Origin of the sequence: Achromobacter anxifer (assembly GCF_903652925.1) — a bacterium.
Classification (GTDB): Bacteria; Pseudomonadota; Gammaproteobacteria; order Burkholderiales; family Burkholderiaceae_B; genus Achromobacter; species Achromobacter anxifer.
Genome location: NZ_CAHLAR010000001.1, coordinates 248,344 through 272,548, shown reverse-complemented (window position 1 = coordinate 272,548; position 24,205 = coordinate 248,344). Strand labels below are relative to the sequence as shown.

18 protein-coding genes are annotated in these 24,205 nt (G+C 66.7%); 2 read left to right on the top strand and 16 right to left on the bottom strand.

Annotation, left to right across the window (positions count from 1 at the left end):
- Positions 1–9 precede the first annotated feature (9 nt).
- The 7 genes from HWY37_RS01285 to HWY37_RS01255 all read right to left on the bottom strand — a co-directional run bounded on the left by HWY37_RS01285 (position 10) and on the right by HWY37_RS01255 (position 9,066).
- On the bottom strand, positions 10–1,200 hold the full coding sequence (locus HWY37_RS01285) for a CaiB/BaiF CoA transferase family protein (RefSeq protein WP_175207471.1): 1,191 nt from the start codon (positions 1,198–1,200) through the stop codon (positions 10–12).
- A gap of 10 nt (positions 1,201–1,210) precedes the next feature.
- Positions 1,211–1,933, bottom strand: coding sequence for an ABC transporter ATP-binding protein (locus HWY37_RS01280; protein ID WP_175207470.1), 723 nt, complete (start codon positions 1,931–1,933; stop codon positions 1,211–1,213).
- 9 nt (positions 1,934–1,942) lie between these two features.
- Positions 1,943–3,709 (bottom strand): branched-chain amino acid ABC transporter ATP-binding protein/permease, encoded by a 1,767-nt coding sequence (locus HWY37_RS01275; protein WP_175207469.1) that lies wholly within the window; start codon positions 3,707–3,709, stop codon positions 1,943–1,945.
- A complete protein-coding gene (locus HWY37_RS01270; RefSeq protein ID WP_175207468.1) occupies positions 3,706–4,620 on the bottom strand; it encodes a branched-chain amino acid ABC transporter permease in 915 nt (304 codons plus the stop codon). The genes HWY37_RS01275 and HWY37_RS01270 overlap by 4 nt, the downstream gene beginning before the upstream one ends.
- 77 nt (positions 4,621–4,697) lie before the next feature.
- A complete protein-coding gene (locus tag HWY37_RS01265) occupies positions 4,698–5,900 on the bottom strand; it encodes an ABC transporter substrate-binding protein (protein WP_176087657.1) in 1,203 nt (400 codons plus the stop codon).
- 43 nt (positions 5,901–5,943) lie between these two features.
- Positions 5,944–7,578: a GMC family oxidoreductase gene (locus tag HWY37_RS01260; RefSeq protein ID WP_176087656.1), complete on the bottom strand. Its 1,635-nt coding sequence runs from the start codon at positions 7,576–7,578 to the stop codon at positions 5,944–5,946.
- Between the two features lie 18 nt (positions 7,579–7,596).
- A complete protein-coding gene (locus tag HWY37_RS01255) occupies positions 7,597–9,066 on the bottom strand; it encodes an NAD-dependent succinate-semialdehyde dehydrogenase (RefSeq protein ID WP_176087655.1) in 1,470 nt (489 codons plus the stop codon).
- Between the two features lie 191 nt (positions 9,067–9,257).
- Here HWY37_RS01255 and HWY37_RS01250 point away from each other — a divergent pair, with 191 nt between their 5' ends.
- On the top strand, positions 9,258–10,148 hold the full coding sequence (locus tag HWY37_RS01250; RefSeq protein ID WP_175207464.1) for a LysR family transcriptional regulator: 891 nt from the start codon (positions 9,258–9,260) through the stop codon (positions 10,146–10,148).
- Between the two features lie 26 nt (positions 10,149–10,174).
- Here the strand turns inward: HWY37_RS01250 and HWY37_RS01245 are convergent, their stop codons facing one another.
- The 9 genes from HWY37_RS01245 to HWY37_RS01205 form a co-directional block, all read right to left on the bottom strand.
- Entirely contained in the window at positions 10,175–11,371 is a 1,197-nt protein-coding gene (locus tag HWY37_RS01245) for an ABC transporter substrate-binding protein (RefSeq protein ID WP_175207463.1), read from the bottom strand.
- 122 nt (positions 11,372–11,493) lie between these two features.
- Positions 11,494–12,798: a dihydrolipoamide acetyltransferase family protein gene (locus HWY37_RS01240; protein ID WP_176087654.1), complete on the bottom strand. Its 1,305-nt coding sequence runs from the start codon at positions 12,796–12,798 to the stop codon at positions 11,494–11,496.
- Between the two features lie 12 nt (positions 12,799–12,810).
- The gene (locus HWY37_RS01235; protein ID WP_175207077.1) at positions 12,811–13,512 is read right to left on the bottom strand and encodes a GntR family transcriptional regulator; all 702 of its coding nucleotides are present in this window, start codon (positions 13,510–13,512) and stop codon (positions 12,811–12,813) included.
- 6 nt (positions 13,513–13,518) lie between these two features.
- Positions 13,519–14,241, bottom strand: coding sequence for an SDR family NAD(P)-dependent oxidoreductase (locus tag HWY37_RS01230; protein WP_175207076.1), 723 nt, complete (start codon positions 14,239–14,241; stop codon positions 13,519–13,521).
- Positions 14,225–16,435 carry an alpha-ketoacid dehydrogenase subunit alpha/beta gene (locus HWY37_RS01225; RefSeq protein WP_175207075.1) on the bottom strand — a complete coding sequence of 737 codons (2,211 nt, stop codon included), beginning with the start codon at positions 16,433–16,435 and terminating at the stop codon, positions 14,225–14,227. Before HWY37_RS01225 ends, HWY37_RS01230 begins: the two co-directional genes overlap by 17 nt.
- A gap of 39 nt (positions 16,436–16,474) precedes the next feature.
- Positions 16,475–17,248, bottom strand: a complete 774-nt coding sequence (locus HWY37_RS01220; RefSeq protein ID WP_175207074.1) for an SDR family NAD(P)-dependent oxidoreductase — start codon at positions 17,246–17,248, stop codon at positions 16,475–16,477.
- Positions 17,249–17,417: 169 nt separating this feature from the next.
- A complete protein-coding gene (locus HWY37_RS01215; RefSeq protein ID WP_246302191.1) occupies positions 17,418–19,421 on the bottom strand; it encodes a TonB-dependent receptor domain-containing protein in 2,004 nt (667 codons plus the stop codon).
- Between the two features lie 303 nt (positions 19,422–19,724).
- A complete protein-coding gene (locus HWY37_RS01210) occupies positions 19,725–21,266 on the bottom strand; it encodes a hydantoinase/oxoprolinase N-terminal domain-containing protein (RefSeq protein ID WP_175207072.1) in 1,542 nt (513 codons plus the stop codon).
- Between the two features lie 9 nt (positions 21,267–21,275).
- Complete coding sequence (locus HWY37_RS01205) at positions 21,276–22,382, bottom strand: S-methyl thiohydantoin desulfurase family protein (protein ID WP_175207071.1); 1,107 nt, start codon at positions 22,380–22,382, stop codon at positions 21,276–21,278.
- A 234-nt stretch (positions 22,383–22,616) separates the two neighbouring features.
- On the opposite strand from HWY37_RS01205, the gene HWY37_RS01200 reads away from it, so the two are divergent.
- Positions 22,617–24,203, top strand: coding sequence for an ABC transporter substrate-binding protein (locus tag HWY37_RS01200; protein WP_176087652.1), 1,587 nt, complete (start codon positions 22,617–22,619; stop codon positions 24,201–24,203).
- Positions 24,204–24,205: the final 2 nt, after the last annotated feature.

Genomic DNA, 24,205 nt, shown 5'->3' with positions numbered 1-24,205 from the left:
CTGCGTTCCTCAAATGATGCCGCGCGCGCGCCAGTCCTGGCGCTGCGCCTCGCCGATGCCCAGGCCGGCCAGCACCTCGTCGGTGTCCTGGCCCAGGGCGGGCGCGGGGCTGCGCACTTCGCCTGGGGTCTCCGACAGCTTGGGCACGATGCCAGGAACCTGGACCGGCGTGCCGTCGGGCAGCGTGCCATCCAGGATCATGCCGCGCGCCTGGTAGTGCGGGTCGGCGGCGATGTCGGCCACGTCGTAGATCTTGCCGGCGGGAATCTGCCCGTCGTTCAGGCGCGCCAGCACCAGGTCCAGCGGATGCTGGCCGGTCCACTGCGAAATCGCGTCATCCAGCATGACCACGTGCTTCACGCGCCCGGCGTTGTTCGCCAGTTCCGGCGCCTCGGCCAGATCGGGACGGCCGATCACGCCCATCAGGCGCTTGAAGATGCTGTCGCCGTTGCCGGCGATCAGCACGTACTTGTTGTCCTGGCAGCGGTAAGCGTTGCTGGGCGCGATGCCCGGCAGGCTGCTGCCGGCCGGCTGGCGGATCTCGCCGAACACCGAATACTCGGGCAGCAGGCTTTCCATCATGTTGAAGACGGACTCGTACAGCGCCACGTCGATCATCTGGCCGGTGCCGTTCTGGTCGCGCGCGCGCAGCGCCAGCAGGATGCCGATGACGCCATGCAGCGCCGACAGCGAATCGCCGATGGACACGCCCACCCGCACCGGCGTGCGGTCGGGCTCGCCGCTCAGGTGGCGCAAGCCGCCCATGGCCTCGCCAATCGCGCCGAAGCCGGGCAGGTCGCGGTACGGCCCGGTCTGGCCATAGCCCGACACGCGCAGCATCACCAGCCGCGGATTGATGGCGCGCAGCTCTTCCCAGCCCAGGCCCCAGCCTTCCATGGTGCCGGGCTTGAAGTTCTCGACCACCACGTCGATGTCCTTGACCAGCGCCCGGATCAGGTCCTGCGCCTCGGACTTGCGCAGGTCCAGGCTGACCGACTTCTTGTTGCGCGACTGCACCTGCCACCAGACGGAGGTGCCGTCGTGGATCAGGCGCCAGTTGCGCAGCGGGTCGCCCTTGCCGGGCGGCTCGATCTTGATGACCTCGGCGCCGAATTCGCCCAGCATCTTGGCGGCGAACGGTCCGGCGATCAGCTGGCCCAACTCCAGCACTCGGATCCCGCTCAATGGTTTGGATGACATGATTGCCTCGTCAGCTCTTGTGTTTGCCCAGATAGGCCTCGCGCACGCGCTCGCTGGCCAACAACTCCTGGCCCGTGCCCTCCATCACGATGGAGCCCACTTCCAGGACATATGCGCGGTCGGAAATGGCCAACGCCTGGTTGGCCATCTGTTCGACCAGCAGGATCGTCATGCCGCGTTCCTTCAGCGACTTGATGATCTTGAAGATCTCGGCGACGATCAGCGGCGCCAGCCCGAGCGACGGCTCGTCCAGCATCAGGATGCGCGGCTTGCTCATCAGGGCGCGGCAGATGGCCAGCATCTGCTGTTCGCCGCCGGAGAGCGTGCCCGCGTACTGCGCGCGGCGCTCCTTCAGGCGCGGGAACATCGCGAAGCAGCTCTCGATCTCCGCGCCCAGTTCCGCCGGCGATTCCTTGCGCAGGAACGCGCCCAGCATCAGGTTGTCGTAGACGGTCTGGTCGGGGAACACCTGGCGCCCTTCCGGTACGTGGGCGATGCCCAGCCCCACGCGCTTGTGCGCGCTGATCCCACCCAGGTCCTGTCCGGCGAACGCGATGTCGCCGGTGGATTTCTCGATGCCCGACAAGGCGCGCATCATGGTGCTCTTGCCCGCGCCGTTGCCGCCGATGATGGTCACGATCTCGTTCGTGTCCACATGCAGCGACACCTGCTTCAGGGCATTGACGGCGCCGTAGCTGACCGCCAGGTTCTTGATGTCCAGTAAACGGCTCATTGCGGTCTCCTATGCCGGCGCGCCCAGGTAGGCTTCGATGACTTTCGGATTCTCCTGGATGTGGTTCGGCAGGCCCGAGGCGATCTTCACGCCGTAGTCCAGCACCACGATATGGTCGGAAATCGCCATGACCAGATCCATGTGGTGCTCGATCAGCAGGATGGTCAGGCCCATGTTCTTGAGCTTCACGATCAGCTCGGTCAGCTGGTCCGTTTCCGCCGGGTTCAGGCCCGCGGCGGGTTCGTCCAGTAGCAGCAGGTCCGGCATCGCCGCCACCGCGCGCGCAATCTCCAGGCGGCGCTGCAGGCCGTAGGGCAGGCTGTTGGCGGCATCGTCCGCATAGCGGTCCAGCTCGAAGAATTTGAGAATGGCGTAGGCCTGGCGGCGGATGCGCCGTTCTTCCGCCAGGCTGCCGGGCAGGCCCAGCAGGTTGGAGAAGAAGCTCGACTGCTGCACGCGATAAAAGCCCACCATCACGTTCTCCAGCGCGCTCAGCCCGTCGAACAGCTTCAGGTTCTGGAACGTGCGGCCGATGCCCGACGCGGCGATCTCGTTGGGCGACAGACCCACCATCTGGCGGCTCTTGAAGCGGATGCTGCCGGCGTCCGGCACCACCAGGCCCGACAACAGGTTGAGCGTGGTGGTCTTGCCGGCGCCGTTGGGGCCGATCAGCGACACCACGGAACCGCGCTCCAGCGTGAACGACACCTTGTTGGTCGGCACCACGCCGCCAAAGGCCTTGTACAGGTCCTTCACTTCCAGGAATCCAGCGGCCGCGCCGTCACCGGCAGCCGGAGGCGCGGGCGTCCAGTCGGCGGCGCCCGTCTCGGCCGCCAGCGCCTCGCGCTGGCCGCGCTTGGGCAAGACCTTGGCCAACAGGCCCGCCAGACCTTCCGGCATGGCGTACAGCGCGAACAGCAGGATCAGGCCGTAGGCGAAATGCTGCACCTCGGGCCAGCGCGCCAGCATGGCGTCGATCACCGTCAGCACCACCGCGCCCAGGAACGAGCCCGCCGGCGTACGGCCGCCGAACAGCACCAGCACCAGGAAGAACACCGACAGGTTGAAGTTGACGAAGTCGGAGTTGATGTACTGGTTCTGCTGCGCCACCAGGCCGCCCGCGATGCCGCAGGTGATGGCGCTGATGGCGAAGGCCAGGATCTTGAAGCGGTAGACGCTGATGCCCACGCTCTCGGCCGCGATCTCGGACGTGCGCACCGCGGCAAAGCCGCGGCCGAAACGGCCATTGAGCAGCAGCGAGGTCATGGCGTGCAGCGCCAGGCCCAACGCCACGACCACCACCACCCACTGGCGGCTGTCCAGCGTGGCCCCGCCGAAGGTCAGGCCGGTGATGCCGTAGAAGCCTTCCTGCCCCTTGAAGACGTCGGTCCACTCGGACACGATCTTCTCGATCAGCAGGCCGAAGGCAATGGTGACCATCGCCAGGCTGGGGCCCTTGACCTTCAGCGCGGGGATCGCGATCGCCACGCCGAAAATGGCCGATACCACCGCGGCGCAGCCCAGGGCCAGCCAGGGATCGACCTGGTAGTTCACGGTCAGCAGCGCCACCGTGTAGGCGCCCACGCCGAACAGGCCGGCATGGCCCAGCGACTTCTGCCCGGTCTGACCGACCAGGATGTTGAAGCCGGTGGCGGCGATGTAATAGATCCCGATGTTGAACAGGATCAGCAGGTAGAAGTCATTCAGGCCCGAATAGGCGAAGCCGACGGCCAGCGCCGCGATGACGACGGGAATGAGGATTTTTGGGAGCTTCATACTTTCTCCGCATGCACGCGGCCGAGAATGCCGGCCGGGCGGAAATACAGCACCACGATGATCAGCGCGAACACCGCGATCTCGCGCAGGTTCGAATACCAGAGGCCGATCAGCGATTCCAGCAGCCCGATCAGGAAGCCTCCGAAGATGCAGCCGCGCGGATTTTCCAGCCCGCCCAGGATGGCGGCCGAAAAAGCCTTCAGCGACAGCAGCGTGCCCACGAACACCGAGGCGGTCGCGATCGGCGCGACCATCACGCCCGCGATCGCGGCCAGCGCCGAACTGATCGCGAACACGGCGATGGCCACCGCATTGGCATTGATACCCATCAGGCTGGCGGTGGTCTTGCTGAACGCCACCGCGCGCACGGCCTTGCCCATCTTGGTCTTGTGCAAGGCCCAGTCGAACACGATCATCAGCGCCAGCGTGGTGCCGAACACCAGGATCTCCTGCGGCCGCACGCCGGTGCCCAGGATGGTGATGATGCCTTCGCCCAGCGGCGAGGCCACGGCGATGGGCGCGGGGCCCCAGATCAGCAGCGCCAGGTTCTGGATGATGATGCCGAAGCCGATGGTGCTCATCACCCAGGACAGCCCCGCCTCGCCCACGAAGTGGCGGATGGCGGTGACGTAGAGCACGTAGCCCAGCAGGCTCAACACCAACATGGCGGCCAGCAGCGCGAACAGGAACGTGCCCCAGGTCACGTCCTCCGGATTCGGGAACCCGATCAGCTTGCCCTGGCTGACCAGCAGGATGGCGCTGATGCCGATCAGGCCGGCCAACGCCAGGAACGCGCCCTGCCCGAAGTTGAAGGTCTTGGTCGTGGTGTACGTGATGCTGAACCCGAACGCGACCAGGGCGTAGACGCTGCCCATGGCCAGCCCGCTCAATATGGCTTGTAGTATTTGCATGCTGGATGCCCCCTATTGATGACTCCCCGGGACGTCTCGGCGCCCCGGGGAGAGATCCTTGTCGATGCCGCGCGGCCTTACAGCTTCAGGTCTTCCGGCTTGATGGCGCGGGTGACCTCGTCATCCACCGTCACCACCTTGCCGTCGATCCAGCGCACCAGGCGGAAGTCCTTCACCGACAGCGCTTCGTGGTTCTCGGCGGTGAACGGCTTTTCGTAGGTCTTGATGACGCCCTTGGCCTGGGCCAGGTTCTGCAACGCGGCCTGCACCGCCTCGCCGTCGGTCGACTTGGCCTGTTCCATGGCGGCGGCGATGAGCTTGACCGAGTCATAGGCCTGCGCGGCCATGACGTAGGTCGGCACGCGGCCGTCGCGCTTCATCAGCGTGTCGTACAGCGCCTTGGACTCGGGCGAGGAATCTTCCGTGATCGACGCGGTGAAGATCATCTTGCTGGCCAATTCGGGGCCGGCGATGCGCAGGAACGGCGAGCTCAGGTTGGCCCAGGAGGCCAGCGTGGTCGGGAAATAGCTGATCTTCTCCAGGCTGCGCATCACGTGCGCATTGGAATCCGCCAGCGCGTAGACGATCAGCGTGTCGGCGCCCGAACTCTTGATCTTGTTCAGCTGCGACGACATGTCCGTGTCCTTAGGACCGAACTTCTCGTTGGCCACGGGCGTGATCTTGTGCAGGGCCAGGATCTCGACCGCGTCCTTGGCGCCTTGCTGGCCGTAGCCGGTGGTGTCGGCGATGATGGCGATCTTGCCGCTCTTGCTGGCGCGGGCCGCATAGGCCGCCAGCAGCGCGATCTGGTCGCGGTCGCGCATGGACACGCGGAACACGTAGTTGGCCGGCGACTTGGCGTAGCGGCCGGTGATGTCGGTGGCCGTGGCCACCGGCGAGATCGTCGGGATCTTCTTCTGCTGCACCAGGTGCAGCCAGGCCAGCATGTTGCCGGAGTTGACCCCGCCCAGCATGGCGTTGACCTTGACGTTGTCGACCAGCTCGTTGGTGTTCTGGATGGCCTTGGGCGGCGCGCCCACGTCATCGCGCTCGACGATGACGACCTTCTTGCCCAGCACGCCGCCGGCCGCGTTCAGCTCGTCGGCCGCCTGGCGCGCGCCGGCCAGGGCCGAGATGCCGAAGTCCGCCGAGCCGGTGGCCGACATGTCGCTGTTGAAGCCGATCTTGATGTCGTCGGCCAGCGCGGCGCCGCTGGCGCCCGCGAGCGCCGCCGCCAGCAGCAGGGCCTTGATCGTTTTGGGGAAATGCTTGAGGTACATCTTGTCTCCTTCTGGATCACTCTGGTGACCGCTGATTGGCAATTCAGGATTGTTTGATGAGGTCGGCGGCCTTGTTGCCGATCATCATGGTGGCCGCGCAGATGTTGGCCGACGGCATGGCCGGCATCACCGAGGAATCGATGACGCGCAGATTGCCGACGCCGTGCACCCGCAGCTGGGGATCGACCACCGCGTACTTGTCATCGGCCTGGCCCATGCGGGCCGTGCCGTTGACGTGATAGGACGACACGCCGTAGCGGCGCGCGAAGTCCAGCAATTCGGAATCGGATTCGCACAGCGGGCCGGGCAGCACCTCGCTGTCGAAGTACGGCGCCAAGGCCTGCGAACGCAGCAGCTGGCGCGCAAGCCGGATGCCGCGCACCAGGGTCATCTGGTCGCGCTCGTTTTCCAGGTAATTGGCCAGGATCACGGGGTCCTGCAGCGGATCCGCCGAACGGATGCGCACCTGGCCGCGGCTCTCGGGACGGTGCTGCCAGACGCCCGCGGTCATGCCGGGGAAATCGTCCAGCATGCCCACATAGCCTTCCTTGTAGCTGGCGGGCGTGAATACGCCTTGCAGGTCGGGCAGCGCCAGGTCCGGCGTGGACTTCCAGAAATAGTGCAGCAGCGACGGGCTGAGCGCCATGATGCTGGGCCGCTTCATCAGCCAGCGGCTGATCTGGCCGGCCAGGCTCAGGCCCTTGACCAGCTGGTTCATGGTCTGGCTGTTCTTGACCCGCGCCACGACCCGCACCGAATAGTGGTCGCTCAGGTTCTCGCCCACGCCCGGCAGGTCGCACACCACGTCGATGTTGTGCTGGCGCAGCAGGTCCGCCGGCCCCAGGCCCGACAGCTGCAGCAGCTTGGGCGTGTTGATCGCGCCGCAGGACACGATCACTTCGCGGCGCGCTCGCACCGCGCGGACCTGTGCAGGATGCGTGGGATGGCAGTACGCCACGCCAACAGCCTTGCCGCCGTCGAACAGGATGCGCGTAGCCTGGGCGTAGGTACGCACTTCCAGGTTCTTGCGGCCCATGGCGGGCTTGAGAAAGCACTTGGCCGTGCTCATGCGCCAGCCGCGGGCTATGGTGCGCTGGAAATAGCCCACGCCGGCCTGCTCGGCGCCGTTGTAGTCGGGATTGCGGGGAATGCCCTGCTCCACCGCGCCAGCGATAAAGGCTTCGCACAGCGGGTGGATCCAGTCTATGTCGGTAACCGGCAGCTCGCCCTTGCGGCCGCGATAGCGGTCGTCACCGCCCACGCGCCGTTCCATGGACTTGAAGTACGGCAGCACCTCGTCATAGGACCAGCCGGTATTGCCCAACGCTGCCCAATGATCGAAGTCGGCCGCCTGGCCGCGGTTGTAGACCAGGCCGTTGATGGAAGTAGACCCACCCAGGGTTCGGCCCTGCGGAATCGGCACGCGCCGTCCGTTGGTCTGGACCGTGCCCTCGCTGGAGAACTGCCAGGCGTATTTCTTGTTGAACACCGCCTTGATGAAGCCGGCGGGGATGTGCAGGTAGGGGCTGCGGTCCGGCGGGCCGGCCTCCAGCACGCAGACCGTGGAGCCGTCCGCGCTCAGGCGGTTGGCCAGAATGGAGCCGGCCGCGCCGGACCCCACGATCACATAATCGAACTGATCCGCGTCGCGGAGGGAAGGCTGCTGTGCTTGGCTCATGGCTGGGGTCCGCAGGCGTCAGGGAATCGCGTTGAACGACTTGCCGGCAAGGCAGACGTACTTGATTTCCAGGAACTCTTCGATGCCGTACTTGGAACCCTCGCGGCCCACGCCCGACTCCTTGATGCCGCCGAACGGGCCGACCTCGTTGGACACGGCGCCGGTGTTCACGCCGACGATGCCGTATTCCAGCCCTTCCATCATGCGCCAGACCCGTTCCAGGTTGGCGGTGTAGAAATACGCGGCCAGGCCCGAGGCGCTGTCGTTGGCGCGCGCCAGCACGGCGGCTTCGGATTCGAAGGTGCTGATGCCCACCACCGGGCCGAAGATCTCTTCATGCGCCAGCTCCATGGCGTCGGTGATGCCGGCAAGCAGGGTCGGCTCATACAGCAGCGTGCCCGGCTCGCGCAGCTTGCCGCCCGCCAGGAGGCGCGCGCCGCGCGCGGTGGCGTCAGCCACCAGGCGGGTCACCTTGTCGACGGCGCGCTGGTCGATCAGCGGCCCCTGCGTGACGCCCTCTTCCAGGCCGCCGCCCACCTTCATGCGGCGCATTTCCGTCAGCAGCTTGTCGTTGAAGGCGTCGGCCACGCTGGCGTGGACATAGACGCGGTTGGCGCATACGCAGGTCTGGCCGGCGTTGCGGAACTTGGACAGCACCAGGCCTTGCACGGCCTCGTCCAGGTCGGCGTCCTCGAACACGATGAAGGGTGCGTTGCCGCCCAGTTCCAGCGACAGCTTCTTGATGTTGGAGGCGCTCTGCTGCATCAGCAGCCGGCCCGTCTGGGTGGAGCCGGTGAAGGTCAGCTTGCGCACCGTGGGGTTCTGCGTCAGCTCCGTGCCGATGGGCGCGGGGTCGCCGATGACCACGTTGAGCACGCCGGGCGGAATGCCGGCCTGCTCGCCCAGCCAGGCCAGCGCCAGCGCGGTGAACGGCGTCAGCTCGGACGGCTTGAGCACCACCGTGCAGCCGGCGGCCAGCGCCGGGCTGACCTTGCGCGTGACCAGCGCCGAGGGGAAGTTCCAGGCGATGATGGCCGCGCACACGCCCACGGGCTGGCGGATGGCCAGCATGCGCTGGTCGCCGCGGGTATGGGGCAGCACGTCGCCATAGACGCGCTTGGCCTCTTCCGCGAACCATTCCACGAAGGACAGCGCGTAATTCAGCTCGCCCCGGGCCTCGGCCAGCGGCTTGCCCTGTTCCAGGGTCAGCAGCAGCGCCAGGTCGTCGGCGTGCGCCTCGATCAGCGCATGCCATTTGCGCAGGATGGCGCCGCGCTCCTTGCCGGTCCTGGCCCGCCACGCGGGCAGGGCGTCATCGGCTGCCGCGATGGCGCGGGCGGTCTCGGTCTGACCCAGATTGGGCACCGTGCCCAGCACGCTGGCGTCAAAGGGATTGCGCACCGTGATGATGGCGCCGTTGTCGGCGTCGCACCAGGCGCCGCCGATGTAGGCCTGCTGCCGCAGCAGCTGGCTATTCTGCAGATTCATTTGTCTCGCGCTCCATCCGTCATGCTCCGCACGGTCCGCGCTGGGGGCCGGGCGAAATTTTTTGGGGAGGATAGCCCTGGCGGCGGCCTGCGCAACAGCAGTCATTAGCGATGCCGCCATCGCCATACGCGATGACAAACCCGCGCCTGGCTACAATGGGCCCTCTCGTCCGCTTTTCCGTCCGTCCCTCCATGCGCCTCGATCCCACCTCCCTCAAGCTCTTCATCAGCGTGGTCGAGCAAGGCACCATCGCGGCGGCGGCCGAACACGAACACATCGCCGCGGCCGCCATCAGCAAGCGGATCAGCGAGCTGGAAGAGAACCTCAAGATCCGGCTGCTCATCCGCACCAACAAGGGCATCCGCCCCACGCCGGCCGGCATCGCGCTGTCCACCATGGCGCGGCGCGCCCTGCACGAACTCGACGAGATCGCCGTGCACATGCGGGACTACTCGCGCGGCCTGCGCGGCTTCATCCGGGTGCACGCCAATATTTCCGCGATCACCCAGTTCCTGCCCCAGGACATCAAGCTCTTCCTGAACGACTATCCCAACGTGCAGGTCGACCTGGAAGAGAAAATCACCTCGACCATCATCAAATCGGTGGCCGAGAACGCGGCGGACGTCGGCATTTTCTCGGGCACCGCGCCCGACCACGACGTGGAGATCCACCCCTACCGCGAAGACACGCTGGCGCTGGTGGTCCCCGCCGACCATCCCCTGCAGGACAAGCCGGGCTTTCGATTCGCCGACGCGCTGGAATACGATTTCGTCGGGCTGCACCGCGGCAGCGCCATCAACCGCATCCTGTCCAACGCGGCCAGCGATGAAAAGCGCAACATCCAGCTCAAGGTGCAGGTCACCGGCTTCGACGCGCTGTGCTTCATGGTGAACTCGGGGCTGGGCATAGGCGTGCTGCCGCTGGACATCGCCCGCCGTTACTCGGCCATGTTCGACATCCGCATCATTGCGCTGACCGAACCCTGGGCGCGGCGCCAGATCCAGATCTGCGTGCGCTCCTTCGACGCCCTGCCCACCGCCGCCAAGCTGTTCGTCAACCACCTCAGCAAGCGCCAGCCCTGAACGCCGGGCCGGCGCCTGCCCCGGCCCTACTGCTTGAGCTCGTCGGGCTTGATGCCGCGGCTGACCTCGTCGTCCACCGTGACCACCTTGCCGTCGATCCAGCGCACCAGGCGGAAATCGCGGTAGGACAGCGCTTCGTGGTTTTCCTTGGTGAAGGCCGGCGCGTAGGTCTTGATCACGCCGTCCACCTTGCCCAGCTTGTCCAGCGCCTGCTGCACCTTCTCGCCGTCCGTGGAATTGGCCTGTGTCATCGCCGCTGCCAGGATCTTGACCGAGTCATAGGCGTGCGCCGCGAACACATAGGTCGGCAGCTTGCCGTCCTTCTTGATGATGGCGTCGTAGAGCGCGCGCGATTGCGGCGTGGAGTCCTCGGTGATGGAGGCGGTGAAGATCATCTTCCTGGCCAGCTCCGGCCCGGCGATGCGCAGGAACGGCGGGCTGAGGTTGGCCCAGGAGCCCAGCGTGACCGGGAAGTAATTGATCTTCTCCTGGCTGCGCATCAGGTGGCCGTTGGCGTCGGCCAGCGCATAGACGATGACCGTGTCCGCGCCAGCGGCCTTGATCTTGTTCAGCTGCGACGACATGTCCGTGTCCTTGGGACCGAACTTCTCGTTGGCCACGGGCGTGATGCCGTAAAGGCCGAGCACATGCGCCGCATCCTTGGCGCCCTGCTGCCCGTAGCCTGTGGTGTCGGCGATGATGGCGATCTTCTGGTTCTTGGTGGCCTTGGCGGCGTAGGCGGCCAGGAGCGTGATCTGGTCCAGGTCGCGCATGGACACGCGGAAGATGTAGTTGGCCGGCTCCTTGCTGTAGCGGTTGGTGATCTCGGTGGCCGTGGCCGACGGCGATATCGTCGGCACCTTCTTTTGCTGCACGATGTGCAGCCAGGCCAGCATGTTGCCGGAGTTCACCCCTCCCAGCATCGCCACGACCTTCTCGTTGTCCACGAGTTCGTTGGTGTTCTGGATCGACTTGGGCGGCGAACCCACGTCGTCGCGCGGCACGATGACCAGCTTGCGGCCCAGCACGCCGCCCGCCGCATTGATCTCCTCGGCGGCCTGCCGCGCCCCGGACAGGGCCGACACGCCGAAGTCGGCGGAGCCGCTGGCGGACATGTCGCTGTTGTAGCCGATCTTGATGTCGGCCTGCGCCCAGGCGCCGGGCGCCAGGGCCACGAAGGCGGCCGCGCAGGCAATGCGGATTAGCTGCTTCTGCTTACTCATTACTTTGTCTCCTGACTAGGTGTAATGCTGCTTCGACTTGCTTCCGCCATCGGTCTGTGCGCCGTTCGCGGTCCACCCTGCGCGCTGATGCCGTGGAAATCGTCCAGGTCCCGCCCAGGACGCTAGAGAATCAATTCGATCGGATTCTCCAGCAATTGCTTTACCGCCCCCAGGAAGCGCGCGCCCAGCGCGCCGTCCACCACGCGGTGATCGGCCGACAACGTCAGGCTCATGACGTGGCCCACGCGGATGTCGTCGCCGTCGACCACAGGCTGCCTGACCACGGCGCCCGCGGCCAGGATGGCGCTTTGGGGAGGATTGATGATGGCAGCGAATTCGCGCACGCCATGCATGCCCAGGTTCGACAGCGTCAGGCTGCCGCCTTCGTATTGTTCGGGCCGCAGCCGGCCGCGGCGGGCCTGTTCCGCCAGCTGCGCGATCTCGGTGGAGATCTCGCGCAGCGACTTCTTGTCCGCGTTGCGCACGATGGGCGTGATCAGTCCGGACTCCAGCGCCACCGCGATGCTCAGATCCACCTCGCCCAGCTGCACGATGCCCTCGTCCGTCCATTGCGCATTGACGGCCGGAACCTGGCCGACGGCCCGTGCCACCGCCATCGCCAGCAGGTCATTCAGGGAATGGCGCATGGGCTCGCGCGCGGACTCGCTACGCGCGTTCAGCGCTGCGCGGGCGGCCAGCAGCGCGTCCATGCGGCAATCCACCGTCAGGTAGAAGTGCGGCACCTGCTGCTTGGATTGCACCAGGCGGCGCGCGATGGTGGCGCGCATGGGGGTGTGCGGCTGGATTTGCGGCTGGACTTGCGGTTGAGTTTGCGATCGGGTGTGCTGCGGCGCTTCGGCGCCAGAGACTGGCGCGGCGAACTCGGCGGCAGACTTCGCGGGCTGCGTCGCGGCGGCGTTTTCGATATCGACCCGCACGATGCGGCCGTTCGGGCCGCTGCCGGACAGCGCATGCAGGTCCACGCCCAGCGCGCGCGCCAGGCGCCGCGCCGATGGGCTGGCGAACAGGCGCTGCTCCGCCAGGCCCGCACGAGCCTCGGGCTGCGGGGCGGCCGTAACGGCAGGACGCGCGGCAGCCGGGGAGTTCGCGGCCAGGGAGTCCGCAGCCGGCGGATTCGCGACCGCGGGCGCAGACGGCTGGCTGGCGGGCAACTGCGCCGCGCCGCCCTGACGCAGCAGCGTCGCAATGACGTCGCCCACCGGCACCTCGGTATCGCCCGCGGGCACATGGATGCGGTCCAGCACGCCGTCGTCCAGCGCTTCCAGTTCTATGACGGCCTTGTCGGTTTCGATTTCGGCCAGGATATCGCCCACCTTGACCGTGTCGCCGGACTGCTTCAACCACTGCAGTATCTTGCCCTGCGTTGTGCCCGCGCCGATGGCGGGCATCACGACCTCGATATCCATGTCTTGTTCGCTCTATGTAGTGGCCAGGTTGCCTGTTTTCTCGATGTACAGGGCCGCGTCCGAGATATCCGCCACGATCGCCGCGCGCGCGCCTTCGGCGTCGCGGCGCTTCAGGGCGTCCAGCAGCGCGGCGTGGTGGCTGAAGGATTCCCAGCTTTCGGACTTGCGGTCCGTGCTGCCCATGCTCAGCGAGAACAGCGGCGCGATCTGCAGCCAGATGTTCTCGATCATGGTCACCAGCAAGGGCATGCCGGCCGCCTCGTACAGCGTGAAATGCAGGTTGCGGTTGGCCTCGATGGTCTTCAGGGTGTCGATCTTGCGCTGGTGCCCCAGCTTGTCGAACTCGTCGGAATGGCGCTGGATGCGCGCCACCGTCGCGTCCGTCATGATCTTGGCGGCCTCGGCCGCGGCGAAGCCTTCCATGCAGCAGCGGATGCGCACGATCTCGCGGAACTTGGTCAGCCCCGGCTTGGGCACGCGCAAGCCTCGGCTGGGCAGCATTTCCAGCGCGCCTTCGGCGACCAGCTTGTTGACCGCTTCGCGCACCGGCATGGGGCTGGTGTTCAGCACCGCGGCCAGGCCGCGCAAGGTGACTTTCTCTCCCGGCGGCACCGCGCCGCTCATCAGGAGTTCACGAGTCCGTTGATAGATCTGGTCCGCGACGGTGATGCGTTCCTGCTTGTCGAGCAAGCCTTCCAGTGTGCTGTTGTCCATGTCGTCTCAATTCATGTAGACGCCACCGTTCACGTCCAGGGTGGCGCCGCAGATGTAGCTCGCGCCATCGGAACAGAGAAAGGCGATGGGCAAGGCGATTTCGCGAGGCCGGGCAATGCGCCGCAGCGGAATTCTATTCGCATCGAAGGTCTGCCCCCGGGTCATTCCCGTCTCGGTCGCGCCGGGCGCGACGCTATTGACGGTGACGCCGGAATCGGCCGCCTTGCGGGCCAGCCATTTGACGAAAGCGTGCGTGCCGCCCTTGGCCGCGACATAGTGCGGACTGGCGGCCAGTCCGCCCATGCGCGCCGCCACGGAAGACACCAGCACCATGCGGCCCGCGCCCTGCGCGCTCATCTTCGCCAGCGCGGCGCGCGTCAGGTGCATCAGCCCCAGCAGGTTGACGTCGATGACTTGATGGAAGACCTCGTCCCAGCCTGCCTCGTTCCAGTCGTCCCAGGGGCAATAACCCGCATTGGCCACAAGCGCGTCCAAGCGCTCGATGTCCGCCACGGCGGCCTCGGCGGCAGCCCGGTCCATAACGTCGAAGGCGATGGCGCGCGCCGGCACTCCCTGGGCTTGCAGCTGCGCAACCAGCTCCTGGGGCGGCTCGCGGTCCGCCAGCACCAGCGACGCACCCTGCTCGCCGCAGACCTCTGCGGTCGCGCGGCCGATGCCGCCGGCCGCGCCGGTGATCAGTATGGTCTTGCCCTCAAGCGCGCGCGGCATGGACTTGCTCCTGTTGCGCCGCCGACAGCGCGCTGTCGGCCTGCATTTCGCGGATCAGGGCGCGGATGTCGTCCTCGCCTGCCAGCGCGGCGCGCTCCAGCGCCTGCGACACCACGGGTGGCGCCCAGCGGCCGGTGACGCGCTTGACCGGCTGGTCCAGGTAATCGAAGTAGCGCCGCTGGATTTCGTCGGCGATCAGCGCGCCCAGGCTGGCGCCGCGCGTGGTCTGCTCGACGATGGCGACGCGGCCCGTCTTCATGACGGAACGGCCGATGGTGTCGTAATCGATGTCGCGCTGCGACAGCGTGCGCAGATCGATGACGTCGGCGCGTATGCCCGCCTCGTCCACCAGCCGGCAGCATTCCTCCACCATGGTCAGGGTCGTCAGCAGCGTGATCTGGTCGCCCTCGCGCACGCGCTTGGCGCGGCCGATGGGGATGTAGTAGTCCAGGTTCGTGGGCACCGGCGTCTTGCGCTTGTGCAGCTGCTGCGGCTCGATGACCAGCACCGGGTCCTTGCAGCGCAGCGCTGAATTCATCAGGCCCACGTAGTCGAAGGCGTTGGACGGCGCCACGATGCGCCAGCCGGGAAACAGCGCGAACACGCCTGCCGGATCCATGGAATGCTGCGAGCCATAGCCTTCCGGCCCGGGAATGCGCGCGCGCAGCACCAGCGGCACCTCGGCCGTGCCGTTGAACAGATGGCGGATCTTGCCGGCCTGGTTCAGCAGCTGGTCGCCCGCCACCAGGAAGAAGTCGCTGTACATCAGCTCGACCACGGGCTTCAGGCCCGACAGCGCCGCGCCGGTGGCCAGGCCGCAGAAGCCGTTCTCGGTGATCGGCGTGTTCACCAGCCGTCCGGCGTAGGTCTCGGTCAGCCCACGGGTGGCGCCGACCGTGCCGCCGCCCATGTTGGCCACGTCCTCGCCGAACACATGGATGGTCTCGTCCTCGGCCATGCGCGCGCCCATGGCCCGCGCGATCGCCTCGATATAGGACAGGGGTTCCATCTCTTCGTCGGCGTAATCCTCCGCCTCGGCATAGAGCACGCCTTCGAACTCCGACATGTCGCTATTGAGGTGTTCGTCCACGCTGGCGGCCGCGGGCCAGAGGCCGGCGCGTATGCGGGCCGACGAGCCCGTGCCTTCGATGCAGGAGGCAGCGGCCGCCTCCACCGCGTCCGTCACCGCCGCGTCCACGGCGGACAGCTCGTCCTCGCGCAGAATGCCGCGCGCCTTCAGCTCCTGTTGCAGGAACAACCAGGGGTCGCGCGCCTTCCAGGCGTTTTCCTCTTCGCGCGTGCGGTAGCCGAAGGCGCTGCCCGGGATCGACGAGCTCTGGTGGTAGTAGCGGTAGACCTCGGCCAGGATAAAGGCCGGCCGCCCGGTGCGGACAATGTGCTCCTGCGCCCAGCGGGTGGCGAGCCAGGTGGCGAACGGATTCATGCCGTCCACCTTGACGCCCGCGATGCCGTGGCCCTGCGGCCGCGTCAGCAGCTCGGTCTCGAAGGTGGATTGCTCCACGCTCATGGACACGGCGTACTTGTTGTTCTCCAGGAAGAAGATCATGGGCAGGCCATACAGCGCCGCCAGGTTCATGGCTTCGTGGGTGGCGCCCTGATGCACCGCGCCGTCGCCAAAGAACGTGACCATGGTCTTGCCCGAGCCGCGCTGCTTTTCCGCGTAGGCATGGCCGCAGGCGATGGGTATGCCGCCCGCGACGATAGCGTTGGTGCCCATGATGCCGAGCTCCGCGCGGCGCAGGTGCATGGAACCGCCGCGCCCGCCCGTCCAGCCGTCCTTCAGGCCCAGGATTTCATGCATCATGCCTTGGATTTCCTGGTGCATGCGCAGCGTCAGGCCGGCCGCGGACGGATCCAGGCCGTCGTCGTAGAGCGCGTTGACGGCCTTGGCGATGCACTGGTGATGCGCGCGGTGCGTGCCGTTCATCAGCGTGTCGACGGGCAGCGCCGCGATGCAGCCGGCGGCGGCGCCTTCTTGGCCGATGCTGGAATGCGCCGGCCCGTGCACCAGGTTCAGCTTGTCCAGCTGCAGGATCTTTTCCTCGAAGCGGCGCGCGGCCAGGAACAGCGTCGTCAGGCGCAGCGCCTCGGCGCGCGTCAGCCGCGCCCAGTCGCTCTCTTCCACCACCAGTTCGTGCACCGGCGTCTTCTGCCGGAGTTCCTCGAGTTGCATGCCGTCCCCTCGTTGTGCCTTGCGTCCGCCGCGCGGCGTTCAGATGTGCGCGGTCACGCCGCCGTCCACCACCACGCTGGCGCCCGTCATGAAGTCGGACGCGGCGCTGGCCAGGAACAGGGCGGGGCCGACCAGGTCTTCCGGTTCGCCCCAGCGACCCATGGGCGTGGTCGCCACGACGCGCTCCGCGTGGCCCGGGATGTCCACCCGCGCCTGGCGCGACAGCGCCGTGTCGATCCAGCCGGGCTGGATCACGTTGACGGTGATGCCGTCGGCCGCCCAGGCGCAAGCCAGCGAACGGGTCAGCTGCAGCACCCCGCCCTTGCTGGCCGAGTAGGCCGCCGTCATGGCGTTGGACGCCAGGGCCAGGATGGAGCCGATGTTGATGATCTTGCCCTTGCCGCGCGCCTGCATGGACGCGTACACGGCCTGGCACATGTTGAAGCTGCCCTTCAGATTGATATCGATGATGCGGTCCCACACGTCTTCGGCGTACTGCTCCGGACGCATGCGGGTATTGACGCCGGCGCAGTTCACCAGCACGTCCACCCCGCCGAAGGCGGCCACCGCTTCGTCGACCACCGCGGCGCAGGCGGCGCGGTCTTCCACGTGCAGCGCGTAGCTTCCAGTCTTGACGCCGGATTCGCGCAGCCCTGACGCCAGCGCGTCGAGCTTTTCCCCCGCCAGGTCGGTCAGCACCAGCGTCGCGCCCGCCTGGGCATATGCCCGGCTGAGCGCGGCGCCGATACCGCCTGCCGCACCGGTGATCAGTACAACCTTGTCCTGAAGATCGAACAGTCCGTGTTGGGCCATGCTGCGTCCCTTAATTGATATTTTTGATATGTGATCACAAATTTGATTCTAGGAATGGCTTTCGGGTCCGTCAACAAGCCGGGCATCGGGGTCTACCCGTAGAACGAAAAAATGGCGGGACGGGATTTCCCCGTCCCGCCATGGCGGAATCCGGCGGCGGGCCGCTGGATCAGTACGTCATGCGCACGCCGAGCAGCACGCTGCGTCCGGGCAGCGGCGCCACCGTCGAGATGAAGGACGCATGGTTGTAGGCCGGCTTGTTCAGCAGGTTGGTGCCGCGCAGATAGACCTCATAGCCGGTGGCGCCGTACTGGCCGCGGTAGGCCACTACCGCGTTCACCATGTTGTAGCCGGGCGTGCTTTCCTCGTAGGCGGCGATGTCCTTCTGCGCGAACACGCGCGCGTACTCGACGCCGCCCGACCACTGCTGCCACTTCATGTTGGCGCGCACGCCAGCGCGCGCCGCCGGGATGCGCGGCAGGTTGCCGTCGCCGCCGGTCAGCTTGCCGCGCACATAGTCGCCGAACACGGCGGCCGAGAACACCGGCGTGAACTGGTGGCGCAGCTCGCCTTCCACGCCCGTGAATTCGGCGTCGCGCTGCGTGTACTCGATCAGGCGGAAGTCCTCGTAGCGGTCCAGCGTGTTGGCGTAGATGTAGTTCTTCACGCGGTTGTGGAACACGCTGGCCGAGAACGTCGTATCGCCGGAATGCTTGCGCAGGGTCAGGTCGATATTGTGCGATGTCTCGCGGCCCAGGTCGGCGTTGCCCAGTTCGTAGGTGTTGGTGGCCAGGTGCACGCCATCGGCGTACAGCTCCTGCGCGGTGGGCAGGCGCTGCGAGCGCGACAGGGACAGGGCCACCGAGTATTGCGGCGCGAAATCCCAGATGGCCGCGGCCGACAGCGAAGTGCCGGACAGGCTGCTGCGCTGCGCGCCACCCGTGGGCGAGATGCGCTGCCAGTCCTGACGCGCGCCCAGTTCGAAGCGCCAGTCGTTCAACTGGTATTCCTCCAGCACGAACAGGCCGTAAGAGCGCGTCTTGCTGCGCGGCAGGAAGGCCTCCTCGCCGTCGGCGCGGAAGTCGCTGTAGGCGTTCTGCAAGCCCACCACGCCGCGCCAGCCGGCTATCGGCTTGTGCTGCAATTCGACGCGCATGTCGTAGCCCTTGTTCTTGAAGCGGGTGCCGACCTGTCCGCCTTCGATCTCGTCGTGCTGGTAGTCGGTCAGCCCGCCGCGCACGCGGATCTTCTCGAAGCCCGCGAACGGGTCCTGGTATTCGGCGCGCAGGTCCACGCGGTTGCTGCGCAGCTTGACGTAGGGCACGTCGCCGCCTCCGTGCTCATGGCCCTCTTCGCCGTGGTCATGGTCATGGCCGCCGCAGTGCAGGTGCGTGCCATGCGGATGGCAGCCTTCGTATTCGTGGTTGTGTCCAGGCAGGCCGTACTTGCTTTCCAGGTGGGTGAACGCCAGGCCGACATAGCCGCGCGGCGTGATCCACGACATGCCCACGGTGCCCTGCGTCGATTCGCTATACGAGCCTTCCAGCTTGCCGCCCGGCCAGTCCGGCACGTCGTAATCGCTGGTGCGGCGCTTCAGGCCTTCCACCCGCACCGCGAACTGCCCTTCGCCCGCGGTGATGCCCACCGCGCCTGAGCGTTCCTTGGTGCCGGTCGCGCCGCGCAATTCGGCCTCGGCCTCTATGCCTTTCTCGGGCACGGCGGTCGGGATCTTCTTGTCCACCACGTTGACCACGCCGCCGATCGCGCCGCCGCCATACAGCAGCGTGGCGGGGCCGCGCAGCACTTCGATGCGCTCGGCCAGCAGCGGCTCCACGGTCACCGCGTGGTCGGGAGAAATGCTGGAGGCATCCATCACCTCGGAGCCATCGGACAGCACCTTCACGCGCGGCGCCGTCTGGCCGCGGATCACGGGGCGGCTCGCACCGCCGCCGAAGGTGTCGCTGTTGACGCCGGGCAGGTTCTTCAGCGTATCGCCCAGGGTACCGTTGCGCTGTTCGATCAGCTCATCGCCTTCCAGCACCGAGGCCGGCAGCGTGGTGCTGTTCAGGTCCAGGCCCAGCGGATTGGCGGATACCGTGATCGGAGCCAGCGTCCTGGCGCCAGCGCGCTCCGCCGCGGCGTCCTCCGCCTGCGCGGCGGGCGCGGCCAGCATCAGCGCGCAGACCAGCGGTTTCAGCGCGCCGCTGCGCCCCGCCCGCAGGGCCGCCCTGCCGCCGCGTTCCCTGCGCAAGCCCGATTTCTTGCCATTCATCATCGCCCTCTTTCAAATGTTATAACGTTTCATCTAATTTTCGGATGATATAACATTTCGTATTCTTGGAAAGACAATTTCGCCCGCCGCGGCGAACTTTCCGAGCGCCGGAAAGCAAAAAGCCGGCAGTGAAGCCACTGCCGGCTGGATCGCGGACGGCCTGCGGGCCGCCCTGAAACCTTGCTGACGGGAAGCCGCGGCGCGCTAGTGCGCCCTGCCCGCGATCTCGCCCACCACCCGCACGCGCGCCCGCACGGCGTTGCCGGGCAGGTAGGCCAGGGGAATGTCTTCCTGTTCGATGACGGTGACGGTATCCGCGTCCGCGCCCGCGGCCACGGCCCGTTCCACGGCGATGGCGCGCGCGCGCTCCAGCAGTTCCTCGCGGCCCAGGTTGGTGAAGATCTGGTCCACTTCTCCGGACACCTGGGCAATGGCCGCGCCGACCGCGTTGGCAACAGCGTGGTTCGGCACCCGCACCACTTCCGAGAAGCCCGCCACGTGGTCGGGAATCAGCACGGAACCGCCGCCCACCGCGATGAGCGGCACTTCGCGCGCATCGCTCTTCATGCGGTCGCAGGCTTCGGAGATGGCCTCGTGGATGCGCGCCAGCGCGCCGCGCACCATGGCGGGATCCAGATGCGCCACGCGCGAACGGTCGCCGATGTCCGCCAGGCCCGCGGCCACGGCGATGTCGGTGCAGGTCAGCTGCTTGCCGCCGAACACCAGCGCCTCTTCGAGCAGCCGGTGGCCGACGCTGACGGGACCGACCTGCAAGGTTTGCGGATCGACCAGCGTGCCGCCGCCCACCCCGATGGACAGCAGGTCGGGCATGCGGAACGCGGTGCGCACGCCGCCCACCTCGACCATATTGTTGGCCTGGCGCGGGAAGCCGTTCTGCACGCAGCCGACGTCGGCAGTAGTGCCGCCCACGTCGCACACCACCGCGTCGTTGATCGAGGCCAGGAACACCGCGCCGCGCATCGAGTTGGTGGGGCCAGAGGCAAACGAATGCACCGGGAAATCGCGCGCATTTTCCGCCAGCGTGACGGTGCCGTCGTTCTGCGTCAGGAACAGCGGCGCGCGGATGCCGCTGTCGGCCAAGGCCTGAACGAAAGCGTCGGTGGTCTTGTGCGCCAGGTCGATCAGGGTCGCGTTCAGCAGCGCCACGTTCTCGCGGCCCAGGAGGCCGATGCGGCCGAGCTGGTGCGAATAGGTGATGCGGCAGTCGGGATGTTCCTGCAGCAGGATTTCGCCGGCGCGCAGTTCGGCCGTGCCGATCAGGGGCGAGAACACGCCGCTGATCGCGACGGTCGAAACGCCCGATGCGCGGATGGCGCGGGCCGCGTCGCGCACCGCTTTTTCGTCCAGCGGCATGAGCTCGCGGCCGTCGAATTCATGGCCGCCCTGCACCAGATAGGTGCCGCCATTGACCTTCTGCGCCAGGTCCTCGGGCCAGTCGCAGAACGGCAGCAGCGATGCCGCCGCCGGCAGGCAGACGCGCAGCGCGGCCGCCGGTTCCAGGTCGCGCCGCTGCACCACCGCGTTGGTGAAGTGCGTGGTGCCTATCATCACCGCGTCCGGGCTGCCGGCCTCGGGGCAGGCCTGGATCAGCGCTGCCAGCGCGCGGCGCACGCCCGTGGTCACGTCCGAAGTGGTGGGCGACTTGACCGCGCCCAGGACCTGGTCGTCCCGCACAAATACGGCGTCCGTGTTGGTGCCGCCTACGTCGATGCCGATGTGTTTCATATCAATTTTCTATGCGAAGACCGAGCGATAGTCGAAGTCGAAGCCGAAAGCCCGCGGGCCGACCAATTCCAGGCCGCGCGGCGTGGTGAACACGGACGGCGCGGGTAAGGCCAGGACGCTGACGCGCTGGCCGAAGCGCAGCACGTCGGTGCCGATGCCGTCGCCGCTGACCGAATCCAGCACGCAGATCAGGTCGGGCGTCATCACCTCGGGCACGCCGTCGCGCTCGCCCACCGAGAATTCGTTCTGGAAATGCAACGTGTAGCGCGAGCCGCGATCGTCGCCCAGCCCTTCCAGGATGGCGCGGCCACGCAAGAAGCCTGCGGTGGTGCGGCGTTCCACGTCCACCACCTTGCCCGTGAACATGCGCTTGCCGGCGGTTTCCTGCAGCACCGCGCCGATCACGTCGTCATGCTGGCGGCGTGCGCGCAGCACTACTTCGCCCAGGCGAATCGCCTTGCTGACGGTGTAGAGAATGCCGTGGTCCTTCACTTCGCTGCCGCTGCGCGGCGTCTTGCAGGTCGCGGCGGTGGAACCCATTTCCACCACCACCTTGCGGCTCAGGCGTTCCACCCAGGTAGCCGAGGCCGCGCGCGTGACGATCACCTCGTTGTCGCGGATGTCGGCCACGGCCAGCGGGTACATGGGCAGATCGTTGGCGGCGAAGCTGGTCATCTGCGCTTCGGGATAGGCGCGGCCCATGCTGTCCGCGTCCACCACCGGCAGGCCCATGAGCGCCGCCACCATGAAGGGCTGCAGGCCGTTGCCGCCGCCGATCTCCAGCGCCATGATGGCGCGGAAACGCGCGCCGCAGTATTCCTCCATCATGCGCACCGGCTTGACCGCGAAGTGCGGATCCGCCAGGCGTTCCTGCCCGACCAGCGGCGCGCCCATGCCCGACACCACCGCCACGCGGTCGTCGTCGTTCAGGTACATGGGATCCAGCAGCGACGCGCGATAGCCCTTCTTGTAGAGCTGTCGCATGTTCAACAGTTTCTGGTAGGGATCGCCGCCGCCGCCGGTGCCCAGAATCCAGGCGCCCACGGCCAGGGCTTCCATCTCTTCGGCGGATACGACGCGCGTTCCGGTGGTTGTGCTTGCGGCTACAGATAGCATGGTTCGGTGTGTTCTGAAGGGAACCGGGATGGGAAGCAAACCTTACTTCGCGGTGAACAGGCCGGGCAAATTGAATATGCGCATGATGCGCATAGACCCAAATCATGCGCCCTGCATGTGTTGAACCTATGTGCCGCATTCTTCGTATTTATTTGCCGTCGGGTGGTGCATCTGCAAATATCAGGCCACGTATTCCGGCACCAACCGGCGAGCGATATACAAGGGGAAATACCAATGCGGCAACGCCTGAGCAACTTCCTTCTGGCAGCGGCCATCGCCTGCGCGCCGGCTGCCTCGCATGCGTTCGAGACCTCGAACGGCAAGCGCATACTGGTCATCGGCGGACAGCAGGCCGTGTCCGTGATGGACCCGGCCCAGAAGTACGACCAATCCATCCGCACCATCCAGCAAGCCACCTATGACGCGCTGCTGAAGTACGAAGGCGATCCGCCCGAACTCAAGCCGCTGCTGGCCACTTCGTGGTCGTCCAACGCGGACGCCACCGAATGGACCTTCAAGCTCGATCCGCGCGCCAAGTTCCAGAACGGCGATCCGGTGGACGCCGCCGCGGTGAAGGCCTCGTTCGAACGCACGCTGAAGCTGAACAAGGGACCCGCCTGGATGTTCTCGGACTTCCTCAAGGCCGAGAACATCGTGGTCGACGATCCCCAGACCATACGCTTCAAGCTGAGCCAGCCTTACGCCGCCTTCCTCGGGCTGGTCCCCTGGTGGTACGTCGTCAACGTGAAGGAAGCGATGGCGCACGAGCAGAACGGCGACTACGGCCAGCAATGGCTGACCGAACACACCGCCGGCTCCGGCCCGTTCCGAGTCAAGCGCGTGGAGCCGAACTCGCTCTACGAACTGGAAACCTGGAACGAATACTGGAAGGGCTGGCCCCAGCCCGAGAAGGCCCGCCTGGGCGGCGTGATCTACCGCGTCATCACCGAGAACTCCAGCCGCCGCGCGGCGCTGGCCCGCGGCGAGATCGACATCGCCGGCAGCCTGTCGCCGGAAGACGTGGACCAGCTCGCCACGGTCAAGGGCGTCAGGATCACCCGCAAGGCCGGCACGGGCATGGGCGGCTTCGGCCTCAAGTTCAACACGCAGGGCAAGTACACCTCCGACCTGAACCTGCGGCGCGCGCTGGCCTATGCCTTCGACTACGACTCGCTGCTGAAGATCTACAACGGCAAGGCGCGCCTGATGGACAGCCCCTTCCCGCCGTCGGTGCAAGGCCACATCGCGGTGCCGGACATGCCGCGCCGCGACATGGACAAGGCCCGCGCCTACCTGGCCAAGTCGAAATGGCCGCAAGGTGGCATCGAGCTGGAATACGTGTACGTGCAGGGGCTGGAAGAGGAACGCCAGATGGGCCTCCTGCTCATCGACAACCTCAAGCCGCTGGGCATCACGATCCGCATGGTGCCGCTGACCTGGCCGAACATGGTGGCGCGCGGCGCCAAGGTCGAAACCTCGCCGGACATCTTCGCCTCGTTCTCGTCGGTGATGTCGATCGACCCCGAATCGGCCGCCTACATGTACCACAAGGGTTCCTGGGGCCAGTACTACGCCACGCATTTCCTGGATGACCCCGAGCTGTTCGCGCTGATCGACCGCGCCCGCACCTTGGCGGACTGGTCCCAGCGCCAGCCGCTGTACGAAGAGATCCAGCGCCGCATCGTCGCCGACCAGCCCGAGATCTTCGGCATGATCCGCGACCGCACCACGGTGACGCGCGACTACGTGCAGGGCCTGGTGGATTCGCCGATCCGCATGGCCAGCGAATTCGATCTCTATCCGCTGTACATCGGCCGCTAGGA